The organism is Cellulomonas sp. HD19AZ1 (assembly GCF_004535805.1).
GTDB classification, from domain to species: domain Bacteria; phylum Actinomycetota; class Actinomycetes; order Actinomycetales; family Cellulomonadaceae; genus Cellulomonas; species Cellulomonas iranensis.
Genome location: NZ_SPHX01000003.1, coordinates 519,001 through 543,029, shown reverse-complemented (window position 1 = coordinate 543,029; position 24,029 = coordinate 519,001). Strand labels below are relative to the sequence as shown.

16 protein-coding genes are annotated in these 24,029 nt (G+C 73.7%); 7 read left to right on the top strand and 9 right to left on the bottom strand.

The annotated features are described in order from the left end of the window. Positions 1 to 127 precede the first annotated feature (127 nt). Both E4A51_RS08660 and E4A51_RS08655 read left to right on the top strand, forming a co-directional pair. Positions 128 to 1,609 carry a class I SAM-dependent DNA methyltransferase gene (locus E4A51_RS08660; RefSeq protein ID WP_134851462.1) on the top strand — a complete coding sequence of 494 codons (1,482 nt, stop codon included), beginning with the start codon at positions 128 to 130 and terminating at the stop codon, positions 1,607 to 1,609. After that, entirely contained in the window at positions 1,606 to 2,616 is a 1,011-nt protein-coding gene (locus E4A51_RS08655; protein ID WP_134851461.1) for a restriction endonuclease subunit S, read from the top strand. The genes E4A51_RS08660 and E4A51_RS08655 overlap by 4 nt, the downstream gene beginning before the upstream one ends. 138 nt (positions 2,617 to 2,754) lie before the next feature. Here E4A51_RS08655 and E4A51_RS08650 read toward each other — a convergent pair whose 3' ends face one another. After that, positions 2,755 to 3,471, bottom strand: coding sequence for a tetratricopeptide repeat protein (locus E4A51_RS08650; RefSeq protein WP_167748866.1), 717 nt, complete (start codon positions 3,469 to 3,471; stop codon positions 2,755 to 2,757). Positions 3,472 to 3,569: 98 nt separating this feature from the next. Between E4A51_RS08650 and E4A51_RS18970 the strand changes: the two genes are divergently transcribed. Together E4A51_RS18970 and E4A51_RS08640 are read left to right on the top strand one after the other, a co-directional pair. Next, complete coding sequence (locus E4A51_RS18970; RefSeq protein WP_370297490.1) at positions 3,570 to 3,752, top strand: hypothetical protein; 183 nt, start codon at positions 3,570 to 3,572, stop codon at positions 3,750 to 3,752. Positions 3,753 to 3,858: 106 nt separating this feature from the next. Beyond that, a complete protein-coding gene (locus tag E4A51_RS08640) occupies positions 3,859 to 7,287 on the top strand; it encodes a DEAD/DEAH box helicase family protein (RefSeq protein ID WP_134851459.1) in 3,429 nt (1,142 codons plus the stop codon). A 503-nt stretch (positions 7,288 to 7,790) separates the two neighbouring features. On the opposite strand, the gene E4A51_RS08635 is transcribed toward E4A51_RS08640, so the two are convergent. The 4 genes from E4A51_RS08635 to E4A51_RS08620 form a co-directional block, all read right to left on the bottom strand. Then, entirely contained in the window at positions 7,791 to 8,696 is a 906-nt protein-coding gene (locus E4A51_RS08635) for an HNH endonuclease (RefSeq protein ID WP_134851458.1), read from the bottom strand. Positions 8,697 to 8,757: 61 nt separating this feature from the next. Beyond that, complete coding sequence (locus tag E4A51_RS18570) at positions 8,758 to 9,645, bottom strand: nuclease-related domain-containing protein (protein WP_206120002.1); 888 nt, start codon at positions 9,643 to 9,645, stop codon at positions 8,758 to 8,760. Positions 9,646 to 9,657: 12 nt separating this feature from the next. Further along, entirely contained in the window at positions 9,658 to 10,401 is a 744-nt protein-coding gene (locus tag E4A51_RS18700; protein ID WP_240696425.1) for an excalibur calcium-binding domain-containing protein, read from the bottom strand. 234 nt (positions 10,402 to 10,635) lie between these two features. Continuing rightward, entirely contained in the window at positions 10,636 to 11,880 is a 1,245-nt protein-coding gene (locus E4A51_RS08620; protein WP_134851456.1) for a hypothetical protein, read from the bottom strand. A 233-nt stretch (positions 11,881 to 12,113) separates the two neighbouring features. Between E4A51_RS08620 and E4A51_RS08615 the strand changes: the two genes are divergently transcribed. Continuing rightward, positions 12,114 to 14,042, top strand: coding sequence for an FAD-dependent oxidoreductase (locus E4A51_RS08615; RefSeq protein WP_134851455.1), 1,929 nt, complete (start codon positions 12,114 to 12,116; stop codon positions 14,040 to 14,042). An 830-nt stretch (positions 14,043 to 14,872) separates the two neighbouring features. Here E4A51_RS08615 and E4A51_RS08610 read toward each other — a convergent pair. Beyond that, positions 14,873 to 15,859 carry an ADP-ribosylglycohydrolase family protein gene (locus E4A51_RS08610; protein ID WP_233421261.1) on the bottom strand — a complete coding sequence of 329 codons (987 nt, stop codon included), beginning with the start codon at positions 15,857 to 15,859 and terminating at the stop codon, positions 14,873 to 14,875. Between the two features lie 570 nt (positions 15,860 to 16,429). Here E4A51_RS08610 and E4A51_RS08605 point away from each other — a divergent pair. After that, positions 16,430 to 16,615 carry a hypothetical protein gene (locus E4A51_RS08605; RefSeq protein WP_046529464.1) on the top strand — a complete coding sequence of 62 codons (186 nt, stop codon included), beginning with the start codon at positions 16,430 to 16,432 and terminating at the stop codon, positions 16,613 to 16,615. Between the two features lie 260 nt (positions 16,616 to 16,875). Here the strand turns inward: E4A51_RS08605 and E4A51_RS08600 are convergent, their stop codons facing one another. Both E4A51_RS08600 and E4A51_RS08595 read right to left on the bottom strand, forming a co-directional pair. Continuing rightward, positions 16,876 to 17,652 carry an ABC transporter permease gene (locus E4A51_RS08600; RefSeq protein WP_046529463.1) on the bottom strand — a complete coding sequence of 259 codons (777 nt, stop codon included), beginning with the start codon at positions 17,650 to 17,652 and terminating at the stop codon, positions 16,876 to 16,878. Then, positions 17,649 to 18,608, bottom strand: a complete 960-nt coding sequence (locus E4A51_RS08595) for an ABC transporter ATP-binding protein (RefSeq protein ID WP_134851454.1) — start codon at positions 18,606 to 18,608, stop codon at positions 17,649 to 17,651. Before E4A51_RS08595 ends, E4A51_RS08600 begins: the two co-directional genes overlap by 4 nt. A gap of 100 nt (positions 18,609 to 18,708) precedes the next feature. Here E4A51_RS08595 and E4A51_RS18565 point away from each other — a divergent pair, with 100 nt between their 5' ends. Continuing rightward, complete coding sequence (locus E4A51_RS18565) at positions 18,709 to 19,512, top strand: TetR/AcrR family transcriptional regulator (protein ID WP_205601527.1); 804 nt, start codon at positions 18,709 to 18,711, stop codon at positions 19,510 to 19,512. A gap of 174 nt (positions 19,513 to 19,686) precedes the next feature. On the opposite strand, the gene E4A51_RS18300 is transcribed toward E4A51_RS18565, so the two are convergent. Continuing rightward, positions 19,687 to 23,907, bottom strand: a complete 4,221-nt coding sequence (locus tag E4A51_RS18300) for an immunoglobulin domain-containing protein (protein WP_167748865.1) — start codon at positions 23,905 to 23,907, stop codon at positions 19,687 to 19,689. Positions 23,908 to 24,029: the final 122 nt, after the last annotated feature.

The following is a 24,029-nucleotide window of genomic DNA, read 5'->3' as shown; positions in this document are numbered from 1 at the left end:
CAGTCGCGGTCGAGATCTGGGCGAGCATGGCTCTTGGTTCCGAGCAGTGGCCTGGCTCCCTGCGGATCCAGGCCGACGACGACCTGAGTGTCTCTCCGGTGTCGAACCGTCAGTAGGCTAACTCGCCGTGATCACCGGCGAGCTGAAGAGCAAGGTCGACCGCGTCTGGGACGCCTTCTGGTCGGGCGGGATCTCCAACCCGCTGGAGGTGATCGAGCAGATCACGTACCTGCTGTTCATCCGGCGGCTCGACGACCTGCAGACCGCCGAGGAGAACAAGGCCAACCGCCTGGGCACCCCGGTGGCGCAGCGGTTCTTCCCGGAAGGGCTCGCGCCGACCGGGGCGCCGTACGCGCACCTGAGGTGGTCATACTTCAAGAACCAGGCGCCGCAGACGGCGTTCGACCTGGTGGACAAGCACGTCTTCCCGTTCCTGCGCACCCTGGGCGCGGACGGCTCGACGTACGCCGGGCACATGGAGGGCGCGCGTCTGACGATCCCCTCGCCGGGTCTGCTGGCCAAGGTCGTCGACCTGCTCAGCGACGTGCCGATGAACCGCCGCGACACCAACGGTGACCTGTACGAGTACATGCTGGGCAAGCTGGCGGCGTCGGGGCAGAACGGCCAGTTCCGCACCCCGCGGCACATCATCGAGCTGATGGTGCAGCTCATGGCGCCGTCCCCGCAGGACGAGATCTGCGACCCCGCGTGCGGCACCGCCGGGTTCCTCATGGCGGCGAGTGAGTACGTGCGCGAGCACCACCCGGCGGTGCTGACCGACGGCGCGCAGCGCAGCCGGTACCACTCGTCGATGTTCCACGGGTACGACTTCGACCGGACGATGCTGCGCATCGGGAGCATGAACATGCTCATGCACGGTGTGGAGAAGCCGGACATCCGCTACCGCGACTCCCTCTCCGAGGCGGCCGGCGGCGACGAGGGCAAGTACTCCCTGATCCTGGCGAACCCGCCGTTCGCGGGCTCGCTGGACTACGAGGCCGTGAGCAAGGACCTGCTCAAGGTCGTCAAGACGAAGAAGACCGAGCTGCTGTTCCTCGCCCTGTTCCTGCGGCTGCTGCAGCCCGGCGGGCAGGCGGCGGTGATCGTGCCCGACGGGGTGCTGTTCGGCTCGTCGACCGCGCACAAGGCGCTGCGCAAGACGCTGGTCGAGGACCACAAGCTCGACGCCGTCATCAAGCTGCCCTCGGGGGTGTTCAAGCCGTACGCCGGGGTGTCGACGGCGATCCTCATCTTCAGGCGGACCGACTCCGGAGGCACGGACAACGTCTGGTTCTACGACGTGCAGGCCGACGGGTACTCGCTGGACGACAAGCGGAACCCCGTCGAGGCGAACGACCTGCCGGACGTGCTGGCGCGGTGGGAGAAGCGCACGACGACGGAACGTGATCGCGCGCGGACCAAGCAGTCGTTCGTGGTGCCGAAGGCTGAGATTGCGGCAGAGGGGTACGACCTGTCGCTGAACCGGTATCGCGAGGTCGTTCGCGAGGATGTCGAGCACCGCAGTCCGCTCGCCATCATTGAGGACATCAAGGTGCTCAACAATGAGATTGCCAGGGGCATCACCGAGCTTGAGGCGATGCTCGGATGAAGAGCGTTGGAGACTGGCTAGAACTCACCTACGGCAAGGCGCTGAAGGCAGCGGACCGCGACGGCGGATCAGTCCCCGTTGTTGGTTCGGGTGGTGTCGTTGGTGGCCACTCCTCCGGACTGACTTCCGGCCCGACGATCGTGGTCGGACGCAAGGGCAGTATCGGGAGCATCACCTGGATAGATGGTCCTGCTTGGCCGATCGACACCGCATACTTCGTCACTCCGCGCCGCAGCGACCTAGATCTGCGCTGGGCGTTCTGGATGCTCCAGTCGCTCGGCATGAGCTCGATGAACAAGTCAGCGGCGGTGCCGGGGCTCAACCGGGACGACGTCTATAGGCTCCCGGTCGACGCTCCCCCCATCGAGGAGCAGCGGCGGATCGCGGCGATCCTCGACCAGGCGGACGCGATCCGCACCAAGCGCCGCCAGGTCCTCGCCCACCTCGACACCCTCGAGCGTTCGGTCTTCGATGCCATGTTCATTTCCGACGCCGCAGGCGATTACATCTCGCTCAAGCATGCCATCAAGTGGAGTAGTGGCAAATTCCTACCTGCCAGCAAGCAGGCAGGTGGGCCCTTCGCGGTGTACGGGGGCAACGGAGTCGCCGGTGGTCATGACGCCTACATGTTCGAGGACTCGCGGCTTGTCGTCGGTCGCGTGGGAGCCTACTGCGGAGCAGTCCACCTGACCGAGCCTATGTCGTGGGTGACGGATAATGCATTGATAGGCACATTGCTCGTGGATGACCTTTCTGTCGAGTACCTTCTCCCGGCCCTTGCGGCGGCCAATTTGAATCAGTACGCAGCGACGTCTGGGCAGCCGTCGATCAGCGCCAGTAGAATCGGCGACGTGCGAATCCCGCGCCCGCCTGTCGCTCTCCAGAACTGTTTCGCCGAGCGGGTACGTTCGATTCAGAAAAGTCGCTCGGTTGCCGCAAGGGCGCTCGCGTTTGACGACGAGTTGTTCGCCTCCCTACAGTCCCGCGCGTTCCGGGGAGAGTTGTAAGCATGTCCGAGCCGAACGCGACGGAGCCCCCTCTACGATTACCGTGTGATAACGACCAGAGTCGGGATGCCAGCCGCGGTCGGTCGCGGTGGCCGCATCGCAGGCAGGTCGGTTGCGACTACGGGCGCTCCGCCGGAGTCAGTCGAGCTGTATTGGGTGATGTCCGGGTGCCCGACGGCCCATCAGGTAGTCCAGACGGTCCTGCGCGGCGTGATGAGCAGCTTGGGCGGCCTTTGTGTACCAACCGATGGCTGCGCTGCGGTCACTTCGCCTCTCCGCCATCAGCCCGAGGTTGAACATCGCGTCGCTGTTCCCCTCCGCAGCAGCTTTGCCGAACCACTTCAGCGCGCCAGCGGTAGCTACTTCGGCGTGCGCGAGGTCTTCCGCACTGATGTCCTGGCCGAGGGAGCGACGGAACGGCACGTCGTCCGAGTCGCTAAGGAGCACCGTCCCGAGCTTGACCATCGCGATCACGTTGCCGGCGTTCGCCGCCCGTTCGTACAGCTCCATCACCTGGGCGCGGTGACCACCCCACCCGAGGTAGACCCGGCCAAGTTGCAACATCGCCTCGACGCTGCCGGCGTCCACTGCGCTGCGCCACCAGCTGACGGCCATGTCGAGGCTGTTATCGGTCGCGCCGAGCGCCAGGTCGCTGGTTCCGATCCTCAGAGGGCTGCGGGCCGCATACCGTTTGCCTACCTCGAGCATCACGTCCGGGTTCTGGGTCGGGTCCGGCGCCTCGCCGCGCTCGACGATGCCCGCCGCGATGGTATGAACCTGCTGCGGCGTGGCGTCGGGCTGTGACTGTCGGGTGCGGGGAGCTGACTGCGCCTTCCTACCGGAGAACCAACCCATGACCATTCCCTCCGCTGTGCAGACCCGGGCAAGCCTGCGTATGGGTGCCGTGGGTCAGCGTCCCACACGCCTCACCGAATGGATGGGGAGGCGCGGGCGTGCTCGACACAAGTTCCTGGCCGGTGCTCCAGGACGCGGAGGACGCCGCCGACCGGAGCAGCAAGAGCGTCGTCCTCGTCGACGGGCAGGAGCTCGCCAGGCTGATGATCCGGTACCGGGTCGGCACGCAGGTCCGGCGGACCGTGGAGATCGTCGAGGTCGACGAGGACTTCTTCGAGTAGGCAGCACTGTCTCACCCGCCCGATAGCCTCCGCGCAAGCCTGGTTCTGGAATGCTGCAACCCGCAGCAGTCGCCACTCGATCCCAGCGCCGTGACCAGGGGGGCACGTGACCAACTTCGGGTTCCTGCGGGACGAGTTCCCGGCGGTGTTCGCCGAGGCCGCGCGCGCAGAGCAGTTCGCCAAGGTCGACCCGCGCACGTCGTGCTTCTACGCGCGCCGCGCCCTGGAGGTCGCGCTCACCTGGGTGTTCCAGTACGACGCGTCACTCCGGCAGCCGTACAAGGCGGACCTGTCGGGGATGATCCACGAGCCGACCCTGCGGCAGCTCGTCGGCAACGACGTCCAGGCAAAGATGGAGATCGTCCGCAAGAAGGGCAACGCCGCCGTCCACTCCACGCGCCCCGCCTCGGCGCAGGACGCCGCCGTGACGCTGCAGCAGCTCTTCCACGTCCTGTACTGGTACGCCCGCACGTACACCACGCACCCGGGCAGCATCCCGGCGAGCCTGCAGTTCGACGTCGCCGCGCTGCCCGATCCCGGGGCGACGAAGGCCAGGACCCAGGCTCAGCTCCAGGCCCTCGCCACCGACCTGGCGACCAAGGACGCGCGGCTCGCCGAGGCCGAGGAGAAGACCACCGCACTGGAGGCGGAGCTCGCCTCCCTGCAGGCGCAGGTCGCCGCCGCGAAGGCCGCGAACGACACGGTCCCCGACACCCACGACTACGACGAGGCCACCACCCGCGACCTGTTCATCGACACGCTCCTCGAAGAGGCGGGCTGGGTGCGCGACGCCGCCGACGGCAGCCCCGCCTACACGATCGAGCACGAGGTCGCCGGCATGCCCAACGCTCAGGGCGTCGGGTTCGTCGACTACGTCCTCTGGGGCGCCGATGGGCGCCCGCTCGCCGTCGTCGAGGCCAAGCGCACCCGCAGCGACCCGCAGGTGGGGCAGCAGCAGGCCAAGCTCTACGCCGACACGCTCGAAGCCCGGTACGGGCGTCGGCCCGTCGTCCACTACACCAACGGGCACGAGCACTGGATGTGGGACGACGCCGCCGGATCCGGCTACCCGCCCCGGAAGGTCGCGGGCTTCCGCACGCAGGACGAGCTGGAGTACCTCGTCAGCCGGCGCGGCCACCGTGCGAGCCTGCTGACGGCACCGATCGACGAGCACGTCGCCGGGCGGTACTACCAGCAGCGCGCGATCCGGGCGATCGACAAGGCCTTCGAGACGGACAACCAGCGCCAGGTGCTGCTCGTCATGGCGACAGGGTCGGGCAAGACCCGCACCGTCGTCGCGCTCGTCGACCAGCTCATGAAGGCCGGGTGGGTGCGGCGCGTGCTGTTCCTCGCGGACCGAGTCGCCCTGGTGAACCAGGCGACCAACGCCTTCAAGGAGCACCTCCCGGACTCGTCACCGGTCAACCTGGTGACCGACCGGCACGGCGAGGGCCGCGTGTTCGTCTCCACCTACCCGACGATGATGAACCTCATCGACACCCGCTCCGAGGGCACCCGCAAGTTCGGACCCGGGTTCTTCGACCTCGTCGTCGTCGACGAGGCGCACCGGTCGGTGTACCAGAAGTACCGGGCGCTGTTCGGGTGGTTCGACGCGCTGCTCGTCGGGCTCACCGCCACACCCAAGGACGAGATCGACCGCAACACCTACGAGCTGTTCCACCTGGAGAACGGCGTCCCCACCGACGCCTACTCCCTGGAGCAGGCCGTCGCCGACAGGTACCTCGTGCCGCCGACGCCCATCTCGGTGCCGTTGAAGTTCCAGCGCGAGGGCATCAGGTACGCCGATCTCTCCGAGGCGGAGAAGGACGAGTGGGACGCCCTGGAGTGGGGTGAGGACGGCCCGCCCGACGAGGTCGACCCCGACGCGGTGAACAAGTGGCTCTTCAACACCGACACCGTCGACAAGGTGCTGCAGACCCTCATGACCCACGGCCTGCGGGTCGCGGGCGGTGACCGGATCGCCAAGACCATCGTCTTCGCCAAGAACGACGCCCACGCGCGGTTCATCGCCGAACGCTTCGACCGCGCCTACCCGCAGTACGCCGGGGAGTGGGCTCGCGTCATCACGTACTCGACGACGTACGCGCAGTCGCTGATCGACAACTTCTCGACGGCCGACAAGGCCCCGCACATCGCGATCAGCGTCGACATGCTCGACACCGGCATCGACGTGCCCGACGTCGCCAACCTCGTCTTCTTCAAGATCGTCCGGTCGTCGTCGAAGTTCTGGCAGATGATCGGCCGCGGCACCCGCCTGCGGCCCGACCTGTTCGGCCCCGGGCGGCACAAGAAGGAGTTCTACGTCTTCGACTTCTGCCAGAACCTGGAGTACTTCGGGCAGAACCCGACCGGCCACGAAGGCTCCGTCCAGCAGTCCGTGTCGCAGCAGATCTTCACCGCCCAGGTCGAGCTGCTCCTGGGCGTCGAGAAGCTGACCGGCGACGCCACAGCCGACGAGGGCGACGACGGCACGACGGCGCTGCCCGCGCTGCGCGAGGACATCAAGGCCACGCTGCACGAGAAGGTCGCCGGCATGACCCTCGACAACTTCGTCGTCCGGCCCCACCGGCCGTGGGTCGAGCGGTTCGGCGTGCGTGAGGCGTGGTCCGGCATCGACCAGCAGACCGCACGCGACGTCGTCGAGCACCTGGCCGGGCTGCCCACCACCGTCGTCGACGAGGATGAGAAGGCCAAGCGGTTCGACCTGACGATGCTCAAGCTGCAGCTCGGTGCCCTCGACCCGACGCTGGCCACCGACCGGCTGCGCCGTCAGGTCCAGCAGATCGCGTCCGGGCTGCTCGAGCAGACCAACATCCCGCAGATCAAGGCCCAGGCCGCCCTGCTCGACGACCTCGCCGGTGACGAGTGGTGGGTCGACGTGACCGTCCCCATGCTCGAGCTGGCGCGCCGTCGGGTGCGGTCACTGGTCCGCCTGCTTGCGCGCACCAAGCAGCCGATCATCTACACCAACTTCGAGGACACTCTCGGGCAGTTCGAGATCATTGACCTCGGGCGCCCGCACGTCGGCGTCGACCCCGAACGCTTCCGCGAGAAGGCCCGCGCCTACCTGCGCGCCCACGAGGACCACACCGCCCTGCAGAAGGTGCGCCGCGGACGCCAGCTCACACCGACCGACCTCGACGAGCTCGAGCGCATGCTCGCCGACTCCGGTGCCGGGACGGACGTCGAGATCGCGGAGGCGAAGGCCGTCGAGGGCGGGCTCGGAGTCTTCATCCGGTCACTGGTCGGCCTCGAGAGGTCGGCCGTCGAGGAGGCATTCGGGGAGTTCCTCGCCGGGGCCACCTACACGGCCGAGCAGATCGACTTCATCCACCTCGTGGTCGCCGACCTCGCGTACAACGGTGTCATGAAGCCCGAGGTGCTGTGGTCGCCGCCGTTCACCGACGACGCACCCCGCGGCCCTGACGATGTCTTCAATAGTGCACAGATCGATCTGATCGTCGGCAAGATCCGATACCTCAATGAGACCGCCGAGGTCACGGAGGCGTCCTAGGGATCTCGGTGCTCGTGTGACCGTCTCGGGGTCGTCCGATCGTGTAGGTGGAGTACCGATCGTTGGTGGGGAGAAACGTCACGGATTTCCCGACCCGTATCGCGTTGGTGAGGGAGATGGCGAGCTGCCGGTGGACCGTGGCGGTGGCGACGACAGGCTGACGCAGCGCCAGACCGACGAGCAGCCCGGCGTCTGAGTCCGCCCTCGGCGGCGGGCGTAGCCGCTCGGAGCGGCCGCACGTCGAGGTCGTCGCTGGCGGGTACGAGGCGCGCAGTAGAGATGACGGAGGTTCTCGGGCAGATCGTGCCCGTAGGTCGGTGAGGGGGCGATCGCCAGTGCTGCTTCTCCCGCGACAACGCAGGCCACCGAGGCGTCGTCGGCTGACCGATACGGCGTCCGGAGAGAAGCTCACGCAGCCCCTTATCCATCTATGCGTGTCTAGGGATGGATAGCGGCCGCCATTACGCACGCTTCTACGATGACTTCCGCGACGACGCCAGGCATCACCGCCCCGCGACCCCCACCCCAGCGAACCCCTCCCACCGCAGCGCCAGCAGCTCCCGGTCCGGCCGGTCCTTCACCTCCCCGGGGAGCGTGAGCCGCCGTCCCTGCATCTCCTGCAGCCCGTGCTTGAGCATCGGGCCGTCGACCTCCGCCATGAGGTCGCGGTCGACGTGCACGACGTAGTCGGGGGAGATGCCGAGCAGGTTCTGGTCGAACGCGGCGTGGTGGATCTTGCACAGCGCGAGCCCGTTGGGCGTCGTGGGGATGCCGCGCTCGGAGGCGTCGGGGGCGATGTGCGCGGCGTCGAGCAGGGAGCCGTGCTTGAGGGTGCAGATCGCGCAGCGCGTCTCGTAGGCGAGCAGGACGCGGGTGCGGAACGCGGGCTGGTGCAGGCGCTGCTTGGCGAGCCGCAGCGCGTACGCCTTCTGCGGCGCGGACAGGTGCCGCACGTCGCCCATGTACCGGAACGACTCGTCGAGCGCGATGAGGAACGCGCGCTCCTCGGCGACGTCGTCGACCACGTAGACCGGTGCGATGGGCGTGTAGTAGTTGGGCTGCTCCTTGCGGAACAGGATGAGCGGCATGCCCGTGGCGATGGCGTTGCGGAGCTTGCGGTTGTCACCGCCGTCCGGGTCGCCGGTGCGGTACGCGTAGTGCAGGAGGCCGTCGTCGGGGTCCTCGACGTCGTCGTACGGGCCGTGCGCGGACTGCACGATCGCGAGCGTCGAGCCGAAGCCCTGCGGGTTGCGGATGCCGCGCGAGTAGTCGATCAGCGGCAGGTCGCGACCGTCGGCGCGGTAGCTCAGCAGGTCGTAGCGGTGGACGTACCCGCCGTTCGCCTCGGCGCGGGCCAGCACCCACGCGATGATCTGCTGACGCAGGGCGGACTCGACGGCGGTCTCCACCCGCTGAGCTCACCAGACGCGCCGGCGTGGCACAACGGCCGTGGCGCCTGGCGCGCCGGCGTCAGCCCGCGAGCATGCGCGGCAGCACCACGTTGACGAGGAACAAGACCGCCCCGAGCCAGAGGACGAGCCGCGTCAGTGCCCCACCGAGCGCGGCCCGCCGTCGTCGCCGCCTGTCCACGGCGCCGGGCAGCCCGCCGGAGGACCGTCCTGCCGACCGCCCGGCAGCCCGCGCGGACGTCCGCCCCGCCGACCCCCGTGGCGTTCGCCCGCCCGTCCGCCCGCCACCCCGCCGCGGCGCGGGGACGGTCGCAGGCGCGGCCGCCCCCAGCTCGGCGTCCAGGTGGCGTGCGATGTCGACGACGTCGTACACCGACAGCCGGACGGGCTGGGCGAGCAGGTGCTCGGGCAGGTGCCACCGCCCGCACACGGTCACGCCCTGCACCGTGACGACCGGCTGGTCCTCCTGCCCGGCGAGGCACAGGACGCCGCGCACGGCGGACCGGTGCTGCGGTGCGAGCAGCGTGGTGACGGCCGCCGCGGCCTGACTCACACCCTCGACGGCGGCGTCCCGCCCGTACCCGTTCTGCCGCAGGCCGTCCGGCGAGACCCGCACGTCGCCGGACCAGTTCTTCGCGTCGACGACGAACACGCCGCCGGGCCCGATCGCCACGTGGTCGAGGTTGGCGCGCTGCCGGCCGGGCCAGCGCACGTCGTGCAGCACGGTCCAGCCGTACCGCGTGAGATGCGCGAGCACGTCGGCGACGCGGCGCTCGCCCTCGGCGCCCGCGGCCCACGCGCGCTGGTCGCGGCGCAGCCGCTCGAGCGCGGCGGCGTCGACCGCCTCGCCACGTTCCTGCGCGTCCCGCAGCTGGGCGACGCGTCGCGCGCGCCGGCTCACCTGCTCCTCGGCGCCGCGCCCGGCGTCGTCCCCTGCAGCCCCCTGCACGACCCGGCCGCCCTACTCGCAGCCCACGCCGTCGTTGTCGCGGTCCAGGTGCGACGCGTACCCGGGCTCGCCACGCCGCACGGGTGCGGCGCCCGCGGCGCGGGCCTCGGTGCAGTTCTTGTAGTACACCGACCCACCTCCCGACGCCGCGGCCGACGTCCCACCGGACGAGCCCGACGAGCCCGACGTCCCCGACGGCCGCGCCGACGACACGCGCGCCTCGCGCGCGTCGAGGTCCGCGGACCGCGCGTCGAGCTGGCTCTGCCGCCCGTCGAGGTCGGCCTGGCGGGTGTCGAGCTCGCCCTGCCGGCCGTTGAGCGCGGCCTCGCGCGCGTCGAGGTCGGCGGCGCGCTGGTCGAGGGCGGCGACCTGGGCGGCGGCGTCGGCGACCTGCTTCTGGGCGGCCGTCAGGTCGTCGCGCGCCTCGGTGAGGTCGGCGTCGAGCTCGTCGCGGTCCTTCGTGAGGTCGTCCTTCTCGCCGGTGAGCGCGGCGATGGCCGCGCGGTCCTCCTGCGCCTGCGAGCTGGCGGACGACGTCGCCCCGACGCCGCCGAGGATCAGGCCGAGCACCAGCGCCCCCGCCCCGACGGCGGGCGTCAGCCACTTCCGACCCCCGGTGCGCGGCTCGACGTCGACCCACAGCTGCCAGTCGTCGGGCGCCGCGGGCCACGCCGGGTCGGGCGACCAGTCGGCCGGCGGCTGCCAGCCCTTCGGCGGGATCGGCCACCCGGGCGGTGGGTTGAAGCGCTGCGACATGGTGCCCCCTGACGTCGTCGATGCCGGAGCATCGACGTCGCGGGCCGACGACTTGAGGGGACCGGCGCCCGCTCGCCGCCCGCCCTGGGTGCTACCGCCCACGGCGGCCGACCCGCCGGCGACCCCGCACCGGCCCGCCCCGGCGCCCAAGGCCACGCCCGCCAAGCCCCGCGCCCACCGCGCCCCATGCCCTTCACGCCCCATGCCCGCGGCGCCCGTTCCCAGCGCCGACGCCTACCCCGCCGGGTCCAGCTGCGCCCACAGCGCGTCGGCGTCGGCGCGCAGCGCGGCGACCCGCGCCTCCTCGGCGGCGATCTCCGCGGCCGTCGCCGCGAGCGTCTCGGCGCGGGCGGCGAGCTCGGCCTCGTCGCGCGCGAGCAGCTCGCGCGCGCGGGCGAGGGTCTGCTCGGCGGGCGAGGACGGCAGCACGGTCCCGTCGCGCCACGTCCACGACAGCAGCAGCCGGTCGCGCTCGCGGGGTGCCATCGCGGCGATCTGCGTCTCCTGCTGCTCGAGCGCCGCGCGGTAGCTCGCGAGCGCCGCGACGTCGGCGTCGTACCGCTGCTGGTCGAGGACCTGGGTGAGCCCGCGCGCGTCGAGCGCACCCTGCGCGGCCGTGACCTCGGCCGACACGGCGTCGAGCATGTCCCGGAAGCCGGTGTGCACCGCGACGAGCGCCTCGCGGTCGGCGACGTACCGCGCGTACAGCTCCTCGACGCGCGGCCCGAGGCCGCCGGGCCGCCAGACCTGCGTGCCGACGTACGCGAACAGCTCGGTGGGCCGGCTCTCGGGGTAGGGGCCGACGGACCCGGTGAGCTGCTCGTGCACGGGGTCGGCGGGGTCGAGCCCGGCGACGACGGCCTCGAGCAGGGGCGTGACCTCGGTGCGCTCGGCGGCTGCGAGGTCGTCCCACGCGGCGTGCAGCAGCTCGTGCGCCGCGGTCGTGACGACGAACCCGTGCAGGCGCGCGTCGGCGGGCCGGTAGACGACGATCTCCCCGTCCGCGTGCCGCAGGTCGGCGCCGCGCGGCCCGACGTAGCAGCCGACGGCACCGCCCTCGGCGGCCGTCGTGTCGGGGCGGTCGCAGCGCCCCGCGAACGCTGTGGCGTCGAGGAGTTCGGGCTGCGCGCGGTACAGCAGGTCGCGGCCGTGCGCGGTGAGGTGCATGTCGTCGGCGAGCGCGACGACGTCGGGCGCGGGTGCGGGCACGCGCCCGGCGACCACGCCGTCGAGCCAGGGGAGGTCCGCCGAGCGCAGCAGGGCGGGGAGCGGGCCGGTGACCACCACCCACCCGAGCAGCGCGAGCGACACGACCGTGAGGATCCGCTGGCCGAGCGGTCGGCGCGGGCGCGCGCCGGGCGGCGGGGTGCTCGGTGCGGGCGCCCACGCGTGCGGCGGCACCCGCCGGTTCGCGGCCTCGTCGACGACCCAATGCGGCACGCGCCCCGTGGGGGAGCGGGGCAGGTCGTCGGTGGTCACGTGGAGGGGATCGGCTCGTGACGGCGCCGCGTTGAGGCCCACGCGCGTCGGATCGTCGGCCGCCGGCCGTGGCTGCGCTCCCACCTGCGGGTGGCTCCGCGCTTCACCCCGCCCGCACCCGGACGAACCCACCTACCGAGTAGGTACTCAGGACCACGGTCCCGCAGGCGCCCCGAGATCCCGACGGACGATCGACACGTCGTCAACCGCCCCCGACGCCGGAGGAGGCCCCCGTGTCCTCGTACCCCCACCTGCTCGCCCCCCTCACGCTCGGCTCGCTCGAGCTGCCCAACCACGTCGTGATGCTCCCCATGGGCACCGAGATGGGCACGCACGAGGGCCTGTTCACCGAGCGGGAGATCGCCTACTACACCGAGCGCGCCGCCGGCGGCGTCGGCCTGGTCATGACCGGCATCTCCGCCGTCTCGCAGGACTACGAGCAGATCAACCCCGGCCTGTGCCGCGTCGACACCGACGACGCGCTCCCCGGCCTCACCGCGCTCGCGGAGTCGATCCACGCGGTCGGCGGGCGCGTGTCGCTGCAGCTCACCGCCGGTCTCGGCCGCAACATCAACGTCGTCGACCCCGAGCGCCTGCCGATCTCGGCGTCCGACAACCCGCACTACGCGCACCCCGAGGTGCTGTGCCGCCCGCTCGAGGTCGACGAGATCGCCACGATCGTCCGCCGCTTCGGCGAGGCCGCCGCGCGCGCCAAGGCCGCGGGCATCGACGCGCTCGACGTCCACGGCCACACCGGCTACCTCATCGACCAGTTCATGAGCCCCGTGTGGAACCGTCGCGAGGACCAGTACGGCGGCTCGGTCGAGAACCGCTGCCGGTTCGCCGTCGAGATCATCCAGGCCGTCAAGGCCGCCGCCCCCGGCCTGCCCGTGAGCTTCCGCCTGTCGGTCGACCACAAGTTCCCCGGCGGCCGCACGCGCGAGGAGTCGCAGCGCATCGCCGTCGTGCTCGCGGAGGCCGGCCTCGACTTCATCCTCGCCGACGACGGGTCGTACGAGGCCATGGACTACGTCTTCCCGCCGTACTACCTGGGCGACGGCTGCATGGTCCCCGCCGCGCAGGCCCTCAAGGAGGTCGTCGACATCCCCGTCGTCGCGTGCGGCAACCTCGACCCCGACACCGCCGAGCAGGTGCTCGCGGCCGGCCACGCCGACGTCGCGGGCGTCGGGCGCGGCCTCATCGCCGACCCGCAGTGGTGCGCCAAGCTCGCCGACGGGCGACGCGAGGACATCCGCCCCTGCATCCGCTGCAACGCGATGTGCGTCGGCAACGCGTTCTTCGCGCTGCCGATCGGCTGCTCGGTCAACGCACAGGTCGGGTTCGAGCGCGAGCGCGCGCTCACGCCCGCCGAGACGCCCAAGCACGTCGTCGTCGTGGGCGGCGGGCCCGCCGGGCTCGAGGCCGCGCGCGTCGCCGCCGAGCGCGGCCACCGCGTCGACGTCTACGAGCGCGACGCCGCGCTGGGCGGCGTGCTGCGCCCGGCCGCGACGCCGGACTTCAAGAAGGAGCTGCACGCGATGATCGGCTGGTGGGAGCGGCAGATCGCGCGCCTGCCCGTCACCGTGCACCTCGGCGTCGAGATCACCGCGGACTCCCCGGAGCTCGTGGGCGCCGACGAGGTCGTGCTCGCCACCGGCTCCACGCCGCTCGTGCCCGGCACGATCCCCGGCATCGACGGCCCGAACGTCGTGGGCGTCATCGAGGCGCACCTCGGCGCCGACCTGGGGCAGCGCGTCGTCGTCGCCGGCGGCGGGCTCTCGGGCGCCGACCTGGCGCTCGAGCTCGCGCAGGCCGGACGCGACGTCACGATCGTCGAGATGACCGACGAGATCGCGCGCGACCTCATCGTCATCAACCGCATCACGCTGCTGCGCGACCTGGCCGCCGCGGGCGTCCGCACGCTCACCGGTCACACCGTGCTGTCGGTCGACGAGGGGGGCGTCGTCGCGCGCGGCCCCGAGGGCGACGTGCGGGTCGACGCCGACACGGTCGTCACCGCGTTCGGCGTGCGTCCCGCGACGACGCTGGCCGAGCAGCTCACCGCCGCCGGCCGCACCGTGCGCACCGTGGGCGACTGCGTGAGCCCCGCGAAGGTCGGCGAAGCCATCAACGGCGGCTTCCTGGTGGGCGCCGCGATCTGACCCCCGCCCGTCGTCGCGCACGCGTCTCTCCCCGAGCGCGTGCGCGCCGACGGCCGGGCGCGAGTGCGGCACCCACGCGCCGACCGCGGCACCCGCGCGCTCACGTGCACTCGCGAGCCCACCGTGGCACCCCGCTCGCCGGCCGCGGCACCCGCTCGCCGACCGTGCCGGAAGCCGTCCGAGCGCGGCAGAAGCTCGCCGACCGCGGTAGAGACGCGCCGAGCGCGGTACCAACGAGTACCGCGCTCGGCGCACGTCTACCGCGCTCGGCGCGTCCGGTGCTCTCCGCGTCCGGTGCGTCCTGCGTCTGGGTCGGCCAGGCGGGCATGTCCCGCCGAGTGCGGCACAAGCACGCCGACCGCGGCAGAGACGTCGCGAGCGCGGTACGAACGAGTACCGCGCTCGGCGCACGTCTACCGCGCTCGGCGCGTGTCGGTGCTCCCGGTGTGCACTCGCTCGGAGCCGCCAGGTGGTGACGGCCCGAGCGCGGTACGAGCACCCCGAGCGCTGTACGAGGTCGCCGACTGCGGCAGACGTGTCCCGAGCGCGGTACGAACGGGTACCGCGCTCGGCGCACGTCTACCGCGCTCGGCGCGTTCGGTGCGCTCCGCGTCCGGTGCGTCCTGCGTCTGGGCCGGCCGGGCGGGGACGTCCCGCCGAGCGCGGTACGAGCACGCCGACCGCGGTAGAGATGCCGCGAGTGCGGTACCAACGAGTACCGCGCTCGGTCGGTGAGTACCGCGCTCGGGGCGCAGGGTCCTGCCGAGCCGCGGCCGCGGGCGCGGTGCGGGTGTGCGGTGTGCGTCGCGGGGTGTTGCCGGTGGGCGCGGTCAGCGGCGGACCGCGCGCGCGGCGAGGTCGGTGAGGGCCGCGGCGTCCAGGCCCGGCCACCCGTGCAGCACGTCCCGCCACGCGGCGGGCACGGCCGACGCACCGTCGCGTGCGCCGACCAGCGCGCCCGCGATCGCGGCGACAGTGTCGGTGTCGCGGCCGCCGCGCACGGCCCGCTCGAGCACGTCGACCAGCGTCGTGCCGTGCGTGATCGCCGACCACGCGGCCTGCAGCGCCTCGACGACCCACCCGTTGCGGTCGAAGTCCCGCGGGCGGCTGACCTCGGCGTCGGCGATCCGCGCCGCCCACGGGTCGCGTCGCGTCGCGGGCAGCCACGGCAGCCCGACGCGGACGTCCGCCACGCCCGTCCGGATCGCGTGCCGCACCGCGAGCGACCACAGCACGCACGCGTCCCCGGCGTCGTCCTCGGCATGCGTGAGATCCGACACCGCGCGCGCCGCGCGGGCCAGGTCGCCCTCGCGGCCGTCACCCAGGTACGCCAGCGCGACGGGTCCGGTGCGCATGAGCGACCCGTTGCCGCCCGACCGCCGGTACGTGTCGTGGAACGCGCGCGCCGAGCGCCTCGCCGCGGCGGCCGTGCGGGGCGCGAGCCCCCCGAGCACGGCGCGCGTCTGGTTCCCGACGTCCTTCGCGTCGACCGCCCACCCGCACCACGCGTCGACGACGCCGTCGAGCGTGCGGTCGTCGTCGAGCGGCTCGCCCGCGGCGAGCGCGCGCAGCACCGCGACGGCCATCGACGTGTCGTCCGTCCACTCGCCGGGCGCCCACGCGAACGTGCCACCGCCGACCATGCCCACGCGGGCGTCGTCGGGCAGCGGCGGGCCGAACTCGTAGCCTGCACCGAGCGCGTCGCCCGCCGCCGAGCCGATCACGGCACCCGCGGCGCGGTCCAGCACGGCGTCGGTGGGAGCGGCGTCGGTCGGCCGGGTGTCGGTGGGCTCGGGGTCGGTGGGCAAGGCGTCCACGGGGCCTCCAGGTCTGCGGTGCGCGTCGGGACGAACGCCGTCCGTCGTCCTCTCCATGCTCCCCCACTCCGCGTTGACCCCTCACTCCCGGACCGTGAGAGTGCGATCCAGTCGCTTGCGGGGACGGAAATGCACTCTCAAGGTCAGGGGGTGCGGGCTGCGGCAGGATCACCAACCGCGGTCGTGAGAGTGCGATCGAGTTGTCGGCGGGCACTGGGAGGTGTCGTGAGCGTGCGATCCAGTTGTCTGCGGGGACTGGATTGCGCTCTCGCGGTCAGGGGGCGTGGGGGTCGGGTGGGGGCGGGCTGCGCCGGGGGCGTGCCGCGGTTCTGGCCCGTGGCGGGCGGGGCGGGGGACCCGGGCGGTGCGGTGCCGTGCGGGTGGGGTGCGGCGGCGGAGTGACTGGATCGCACTCTCGCCGTGGGGTGGGGTGGCGGTGTGCGCAGGACAGCGCACCGTGCCCGTGCCACGATCGATGACCACCCGGACGCAGCGCCGCGCCCGGGTGCCACCCAGCACACCCGAGCACGACGCACGCCCGAGCACTGCCGAGAGCCAGGGAGGCCGAAGATGTCCGTTCCCGACGACACCGTGACCCCGACCCCCGACGAGGTCCCCGACCCCGTGAAGGCCACCGCGCCGCAGGCGCCGCCCGCGCCCGGTGAGGACGGCGACAACAGCGGCCTGCCGGTCATCGAGGAGGCCGTGCTGCCGAAGGACGGCTCCCGCACCCCGGGTCTGCCCGGCAACGCCTGACCCGCCGGTGCCCGGGGCCGCGTGCACGCCCTGCGGCTCGGCCCGACCCCGCGCACCCACCCGCCGCGGGCGCGTCGACGGACAGGCTCCCGGCTCGACGGACACGTGCACGCCCGTGTCCGTCGAGCCGTACCGCTGTCCGTCGACGTCGGAGGGGCGGTGCGCGGGTGCTGGGCGCCTGCGGGCGTGCCGCTCGCGGGCAGGGTGCTCGCTCCGTCGCGGCAGCGGCGGGTCAGGCGTGGCGGGTCAGGCGCGGCGGGTCAGGCGCGGCGGCGCAGCGCGACCGACGCGGCCGCGACCGACCCGACGCCCCACGCGAGCAGCACGACGAGCGAGCGCGTGGGCATGCTGAACGTGTCCTGCGCGAGGCCCGCGCGCACGAGCTGCGCCATGGGCTCGATCGGCAGCCACTCGTGCGCGCTCTGCAGCCACGCGGGCATGCGCTCGGCGGGGTAGGAGACGGGCGAGAACAGCAGCACGATGAACACGAGCGCCTGCGTGAGCAGGTTGGCGAGCTGCGGCGGCAGCACGGTCGCCATGCCGTAGCCGACGGCCGCCGACGTGAGCGAGACCAGCACGGTCGCGGGCAGGAACCACGGGGCGATCGACAGGTGGATGTCGAAGCGCAGGACGCCCGCGAGGATGCCGAGCGCCATGCCGGGCAGCGCGATGAGCGTCCACACCAGCAGGTCGGACACGAGGAACGCGGTGCGCGGCACGGGCAGCGTGCGCATCCAGTCCAGCGAGCCCTCGGTGCGGGCCTGCGACACCATCTGCGGCGTCATGACGATGCCGACGGTGATGAGCGTGATGGTCGGGGCGCCGGTCGCGAGGAACAGCGCCGTCGCGGGGTCGGGGTCGCCGACGAGCAGGCCGTAGCCGACGACGGTCGTCACGGCCATGAACACCTGCACGACGACCATGAGCGGCAGGTACTGCGACTGCCGGCGGAGCTGCCACTGCACGAGCAGCAGGGTCTGCCGGACGGCGTCGAGGCGCGACGACGTGGTCGCCGGGGACGCGGTGAGCGTGGTCATGCGGCGGGCACCTCCGAGGTGGCGTCGGCGGGCTCGCCGACGAGCTGCACGTACACGTCCTCGAGGGACGCGGGGGTGAGGGCGTAGCGCTCGAGGCGCCCGGCCTCGACCTCGTCCTGCGCCCAGCGGACGACCTCGGCGGCTGCGTCGGCGGGCACGGCGGCGGTCGCGCGCAGGTGCCCGGCGGTGACGTCGCGGGCGGCGGCGTGCCAGCGCACGGGCTCGCCGGGGACGGTGTCGACCTCGAGCGTGAGCGCGCCGCTGAGGCGTGACGTGAGCCCGGCGGGGGTGTCGGCGGCGATGACCGTGCCGGCGTCGAGGATCGCGAGGTGGTCGACGACGCGCTCGGCCTCGCGCACGTTGTGCGTGACGAGCAGGACGCCGTGCCCGGAGTCGGCGAGGCCGCGGATCTGCTGCCAGAGCAGGCGGCGGCGCACGGGGTCGACGTCGTTGGTGGGCTCGTCGAGCACGACGAGCGTGCCGGGCACGACGGCGGTCATGGCGAACGCGGTGAGGCGGGCGATGCCGCCGGAGACCTTCTCGGACGGTGTGTCGGCCCAGGGGCCGAGGTCGAGCGCGTCGAGCAGGTCGGTGGTGCGGCGGCGGATGTCGGCGGGCGCGGCGCCGCGGATGCGGCCCACGAGCTCGATGGCACGCCGCGGCGTGAGGCCGCTGATGGGCACGTTGGCCTGCGCCTGGATGGACACGAGCCGGCGGGCGCGGGCGGGGTGCGCGACGGCGTCGACGCCCTGCACGGTGATGGTGCCGGCGTCGGGCCGGACGAGGCCGACGACCTGGTGCACGAGCGTGGTCTTGCCCGCGCCGTTGTGGCCGAGCAGCCCGACGACCTGGCCCGCGGCCACGTCGAGGTCGATGCCGTCGTTGGCCTGCACGCCGCGTCGTCCGCGGTACCGCTTGCGCAGCCCGCGGACGGTCAGCACGTCCGTTGCGTCCATCCCCGCCTCCAGTCACATACCGATGAGTACGTGCCGCACGGTACGCACAAATACTCATCGGTATCAACCCATTGGTATGCGGGTTGCGTATCCTGGTCCCATGGCCGACGACCGGGACACCCTCAAGGCGGCCTCCCGCGCCCTCGCCGACGCCGCCGCGCAGCTCACGCGCGCGCTCGGCACGCAGGCCCGCCAGCACCTCCCCGAGGTCGGCGAGGTCATCGCGCAGGGGCTGCGCGAGGCCGCGCTCGAGCTCGCCGACGTGTCGGAGTCGATGGACAAGAAGTCCGGCAAGGGCGAGGCGCGCCGCCGCAGCAAGGTCGACCGCACGCGCGCCGACCTCCTCGACGCGGCCGCGCGCGTCTTCTCCGCCAAGGGCTTCGAGGGCGCCTCGGTCGACGACGTCGCGACAGAGGCCGGGTACACCAAGGGAGCCGTCTACGCGCACTTCGGGTCCAAGCGCGACCTGTTCCTCGCGGTCGCGAGGTCGGTGCTCGACGCCGAGAGCGCCGGGGAGCACCGGCTGCCCGGCGTCACGACCGACGGCGTCGACGTCGCCGCCCTCGAGACCGCGCTCGCCGCGAGCGCCCAGGACCCGCGCCTGCTCCTGTCGATCGAGCTGCTCGCGTACGCGATGCGCCACCCCGGCACGTCCGAGGAGCTCGAGGTCGTCTACGCGCGCGCGTTCGACGCGCTCGCGTCCCACGTCGCCGACGTGCGCCGCGCACGCGAGGCCCGCGCGGGCCACGACGTGGTCCCCGGCGTCACCGAGCACGACCGCGACACGACGCTCGGCGTGGTCGCCGTCCTCAACGTCGCCCCGTTCGGGGTCCGCCTGCTCGGCGAGCCCTACGCGGGCCCCGCGGCCGGCGCGCGCGTCATCGCGCGGCTCCTCGAGGGCTGACCGCGCGCACCCGGGCGGTCCGGTGCCACGTCACCCCGCCCGCCGCGCCCGCACGTCCGCCCGCCACACCCGCACGTCCGCCGCCCGCCACACCCGCACATCCGCTCGGGCGCCACGCCCGCACGTCGGCCGGCGTGCGGCTGCCCACCGCGCGCCCGGGCGTCGCGGCGTCCGTCAGGCGCCGCGTCGCCGCCGCGTCGCGGCCGCGACCCCGGCCACCCCGGCGGACGCGACGAGCGCCGCGAGCGCGAGGAGCGGGAGCGGCGCGAGCCCCGTGCGCGGCAGGCCGGACGCCGTCGGCGTCGTGCCCGCGGTCCCCGGTCCGGCTCCGACGGGTGCCGTGCCGGCTCCCGTCCCCGGCGCGCCGGTGCCAGGCGTGCCACCACCCGGCGAGCCGCCACCCGGCGTGCCACCGCCTGGAGTGCCGCCGCCCGGCGTGTCGACGCCGACCACGTCGAGCACGGTGCTCGCGGTCGCCGTCCCGCCCACGGTGGACACGGTGAGCCGCACGAGCGCGCCCTCGTCGGCGACCGACGGCGTGAGCGTCAGCACGTGCTCGGTGCGGACCGCCGGGCCCGCCGCGCGCGCCGCCGCATCTCCCGCCGCCGCCCCTCCCGCCGGGCGGGCCGACGTGGCCCACGCGAGCGGCACCGGCTGCCACGTCGCCCCGCCGTCGCGGGACACGTCCCACGTCGCGCTCGCGTCGGCGCCCAGCACCGTCCACGCGAGCGTCGCCGGCACGCCGGTGGTCAGCCGCGTCACGGGGCCCGGGCCGTCGACGACCTCGGGTGCCGCCGCGACGACGAGCTCGGCCTCGGCGCTCGTCACCGACACCGGTCCCGCGACGAGCGTCGCGGTGGCGACGGCCCGCACGCGCAGGCCGTCGTCGGCGAGCGTCGGGGTGAGGCGCAGCGTCGTGCCGGTGCCGACGGCCGCCCACGTCGTGCCGTCGGACGTCGCCTCCCACGTCACGTCCGGCACCGGGCGGCCCGTCACCTCGACCGTGAACGCGACCTGCGCACCGGGCGCCGTCGCGACGTCGAGCGGGTCGCTGACCGTGGGGGCGACGAGCACGCGCAGCGCCGCGTCGGCGCTGGTCACCGACCCGCGCGAGGACGTCGCGACGGCCCGGTAGCGGGTGCCGTCGGCGGCGGGGTCACCGGGGACGACGAGCGTCGTGCCGGTCGCACCGGCGACGTCGTCCCACGTCGTGCCGTCGCTCGAGGACTGCCACGTGACGGCCGGCGCCGGGCGTCCGGCGACGGTGACCGTGAAGGTCGCGTCGGTGCCCGCGTCGACCGTGACGTCGGCGGGCGGCGTCACCACGACGGGCGGCGTCACCACGACGGGCGGCGCGTCGACGGCCACCGTGGCGGGGTCCGACCCGACGGTCGCGAGCGCGTTGCCCGCCACGGCGCGCACGAGCAGGCCGTGGTCGGCGTCGGTGAGGGCCCGCGCGTACGACGGGCCGGTGGCGCCGGGGACGTCGTCCCAGGCCGTGCCGTCGGTGGACGTCTGCCAGCGGACGTCCGGTGCCGGGTTGCCCGTCGCGGCGGCCGTGAACGTCACGACGTCGCCCGCGAGGCCCGTCGCGTCCTGCGGCTGCGTCGCGAACGCGGGCGCGTACCGCACCTCGAGCGTCGCGGCGGCGCTCGTGACCGTGCCGAGCGCGTTGGTGACCACGGCGCGCACCCGCGTGCCGTCCTCGGCGGCCGTCGCGGCCGGCAGCACGAGCGTGGGCCCGGTGCCCGCGGCCGTCCAGGTCGACGCGCCCGCGGCGCTGCGCTCCCAGCGCACGCCCGGCGCGGGGTTGCCGGTGACGGCCACGGTGAACGACGCGTCGTCGCCCGCGTCGACCGTCAGCGGTGCCGGGTCCGTGACCGTCGGTGCGTGGCGCACCGTGAGCAGCACCGCGTCGGACGCGACGGTGCCCGCGAACCCGGTCGCGAGGGCGCGCACCCGCACGCCGTCGTCGGCCGCCGTCACGGTGCGTGTCCACGTTCCGCCGGTCGCTCCCGGGACCGAGGCCCACGACGTGCCGTCGGTCGAGGTCTGCCACTGCAGCGTCGGCGCCGGGAACCCGGCGGCCGCCGCCGTGAACGTCGCGTCGTCGCCCGCGTCGACGGTCACCGCCTGCGGCTGCTGCGTGAACCCGGGGCCGTGCTGCACGTGCAGCGTCGCCTCGGCGCTCGTCACGGTGCCGCGCGGGTTCGTCACGACGGCCCGCACGCGCGTGCCGTCGTCCGCGGCGGTCGCCTCGTCGAGCACCAGCTCGGGGCCGTCCCCGGCCGCGGACCACGTCGCGGCGCCCGCGGCGCGGGTCTGCCAGCGCACGTCGGGTGCCGGGGTCCCGGTGACGGCGACCTCGAAGCGCGGCAGGTCGCCCTCGCGGACGGTCGCGTCGGCGGGCTGCCCGGTGATCGCGGGCGCGGCCTCGACCGTGACGCGCGCGGGCGCGGTCGTGGTCGTGCCCGACGCCCCCGTGACGGCCGCCCGCACGTGCAGACCCTGGTCCTCGGTCGTGAGCGTGCGCGTCCACGTGGCGTCCGTCGCGCCGGGCACGTCCTGCCAGGACGTGCCGTCCGACGAGGTCTGCCACTGCACCGTCGGCGCGGGCGACCCCTCGGCGGACGCCGTGAACGTCACGTCGGCACCCGCGACGTCGGCGACGTCCTGCGGGCCGACCACGGCGTCGGGGCCCCACGTGACCGTCAGCGTCGCGGGGGTGCTCGTCGCGGCGGGGCCGGAGCCGGTCGCCACGACGCGGACCTGCGTGCCGTCGGCGGCGCGGGTCACGCCGGTGAGCACGAGGGTCGTGCCGGTCGCGCCCGGGACGTCCGCCCAGGTGCCCGTGGTCCCCGCGCGGCGCTGCCACTGCAGCGTCGGTGCGGGCGCGCCGCTCGCCGCGGTGCTGAACGTCGCGTCGCCGCCCTCGAGAGCGGTGACGTCGACCGGCTGCTGCGTGATCGTGGGCGGTGCGGTCACGGTGAGCTCGGCGGTCGTCGCCGCACCGTCGACCGTCGACGTGACCGTGCCCGGCGCGGTGGCCACGAAGCGCGCGGACGCTGTGCCGTCGGCGGCCAGCGCGGCGTCGGCGGGCGCGAACGTCGCGCCCGACCAGGTCACGGGCGCACCGGCGACCGCGCGCAGCAGCGCGGCACCCGGGGCGGTGCCGTCGGAGAGCGCGAGCGCGACCCGCGCCGTGACGGTCGTGCCCGCGTCGGCCGCCGTCGGGTCGAGCGTCGTCGCGACCGTCGCCCACGGGGTCGTCGTCGCGCCGCCGGCCGCGTCGCAACCCGCTCCCGCGGGGTCGACGCAGCCCCACCAGGAGCGCACCGCGCTCGTGGCGCCCGCGAGTCCGGCGCGGCTCGTGGTGCCGGCCACGTCGGTGACGTTCCCCGCGAACCGCGAGTCCGTGACGGTGCCGCCGGCCAGGTCGACGGCGGCCGTCGACCCCGCGGCGCCCGTGGCCGTGTTGCCCACGACCGCGACGCCCACGAGCTCGGCCGTGCCCGCGGCGACGCGGACCGCCGAGCCGCGCGCGGGCCGCACGCCCGTCGTGAGCGTGTTCGCCTCGAACCGCGAGCCGGTGATCGTCGTGGTGGGCGACCCCCAGCGCACGTCCACCGCACCGCCGACGTCGGACGCGGCGCCCGCGCCGTGCACGGCGTTGCCCGTGAAGGTCGCGTCGACGATCTCGACGGCGTCGTCCGCGCCGCCGACGCCCGTGTACCCGATCGCACCGCCGCTCGCGCCGTCCGCGGCGTTGCCGTCGAACGTGCAGCGCTCGACGAGCAGCGCGCCGCCCGTCATCGAGACCGCGCCGCCCACGTCTGCCGGCGTGGCCGTGCCCGGCGGGGCGTTGACGCTGTCCGTGACGGCGCAGTCGCGCAGCGTGAGCGCGTCGGCGGCGCCGGGGTCGCCCGTGCCCGCCAGCACGGCGCCGCCGCCCGCCTCGCCGCCGAGCCCGCGCGTGAGCGTCACGCCCTCGACCGTCAGCCGGACGCCGCCGGTCAGCGACGCGTCGACGTCCAGCACGCGCGACGCGCCCCGGGCGTCGATCGTCGTGGTGCCCGCGCCCGCGCCGCGCAACGTCACGTCGGCGGCGCGGCCCGGGTCGACCGTGAGCGCGCCGGCCGTCAGGGCGTAGGTGCCGGCCGGCACGGCGACGACCGACGCGTCGTGCGCGCCGGCGGCGCACAACGCCTCGCGCAGCGACGTGCCGGGTGCGCCGTCGTCGCACCCGGCGACGAGCGGCGCGTCGACCGTGGTGTCGACGGCGATCGCGACCGGAGCGGCCTGCGCGGGCGCCGCGGCGAGCGTCGGCGCGAACACGACGAAGAGCCCCAGAGCGGCAGCAACCGGACGTGGAAGTGCGCTCTGACCAGGCGGCATGGTGCGCACGCTACAGAGTTTCACCCGGGCCGAAAGGCCCCGCGGGCGGGTGAAACTCCTAGGCTCGCGGCGACCGGACCGGGACCGCCCGCCTCCGGCGCGGTCTCAGGAGGTGGTTCGCG

Bases quoted from the DNA above. Each gene is read 5' to 3' on its own strand.
- E4A51_RS08655 (WP_134851461.1), top strand. From the start codon at position 1,606: ATGAAGAGCGTTGGAGACTGGCTAGAACTCACCTACGGCAAGGCGCTG.
- E4A51_RS08650 (WP_167748866.1), bottom strand. From the start codon at position 3,471: ATGGGTTGGTTCTCCGGTAGGAAGGCGCAGTCAGCTCCCCGCACCCGA.
- E4A51_RS18700 (WP_240696425.1), bottom strand. From the start codon at position 10,401: ATGTCGCAGCGCTTCAACCCACCGCCCGGGTGGCCGATCCCGCCGAAG.
- E4A51_RS08605 (WP_046529464.1), top strand. From the start codon at position 16,430: ATGTCCGTTCCCGACGACACCGTGACCCCGACCCCCGACGAGGTCCCC.
- E4A51_RS08600 (WP_046529463.1), bottom strand. From the start codon at position 17,652: ATGACCACGCTCACCGCGTCCCCGGCGACCACGTCGTCGCGCCTCGAC.
- E4A51_RS08595 (WP_134851454.1), bottom strand. From the start codon at position 18,608: ATGGACGCAACGGACGTGCTGACCGTCCGCGGGCTGCGCAAGCGGTAC.
- E4A51_RS18565 (WP_205601527.1), top strand. From the start codon at position 18,709: ATGGCCGACGACCGGGACACCCTCAAGGCGGCCTCCCGCGCCCTCGCC.
- E4A51_RS18300 (WP_167748865.1), bottom strand. From the start codon at position 23,907: ATGCCGCCTGGTCAGAGCGCACTTCCACGTCCGGTTGCTGCCGCTCTG.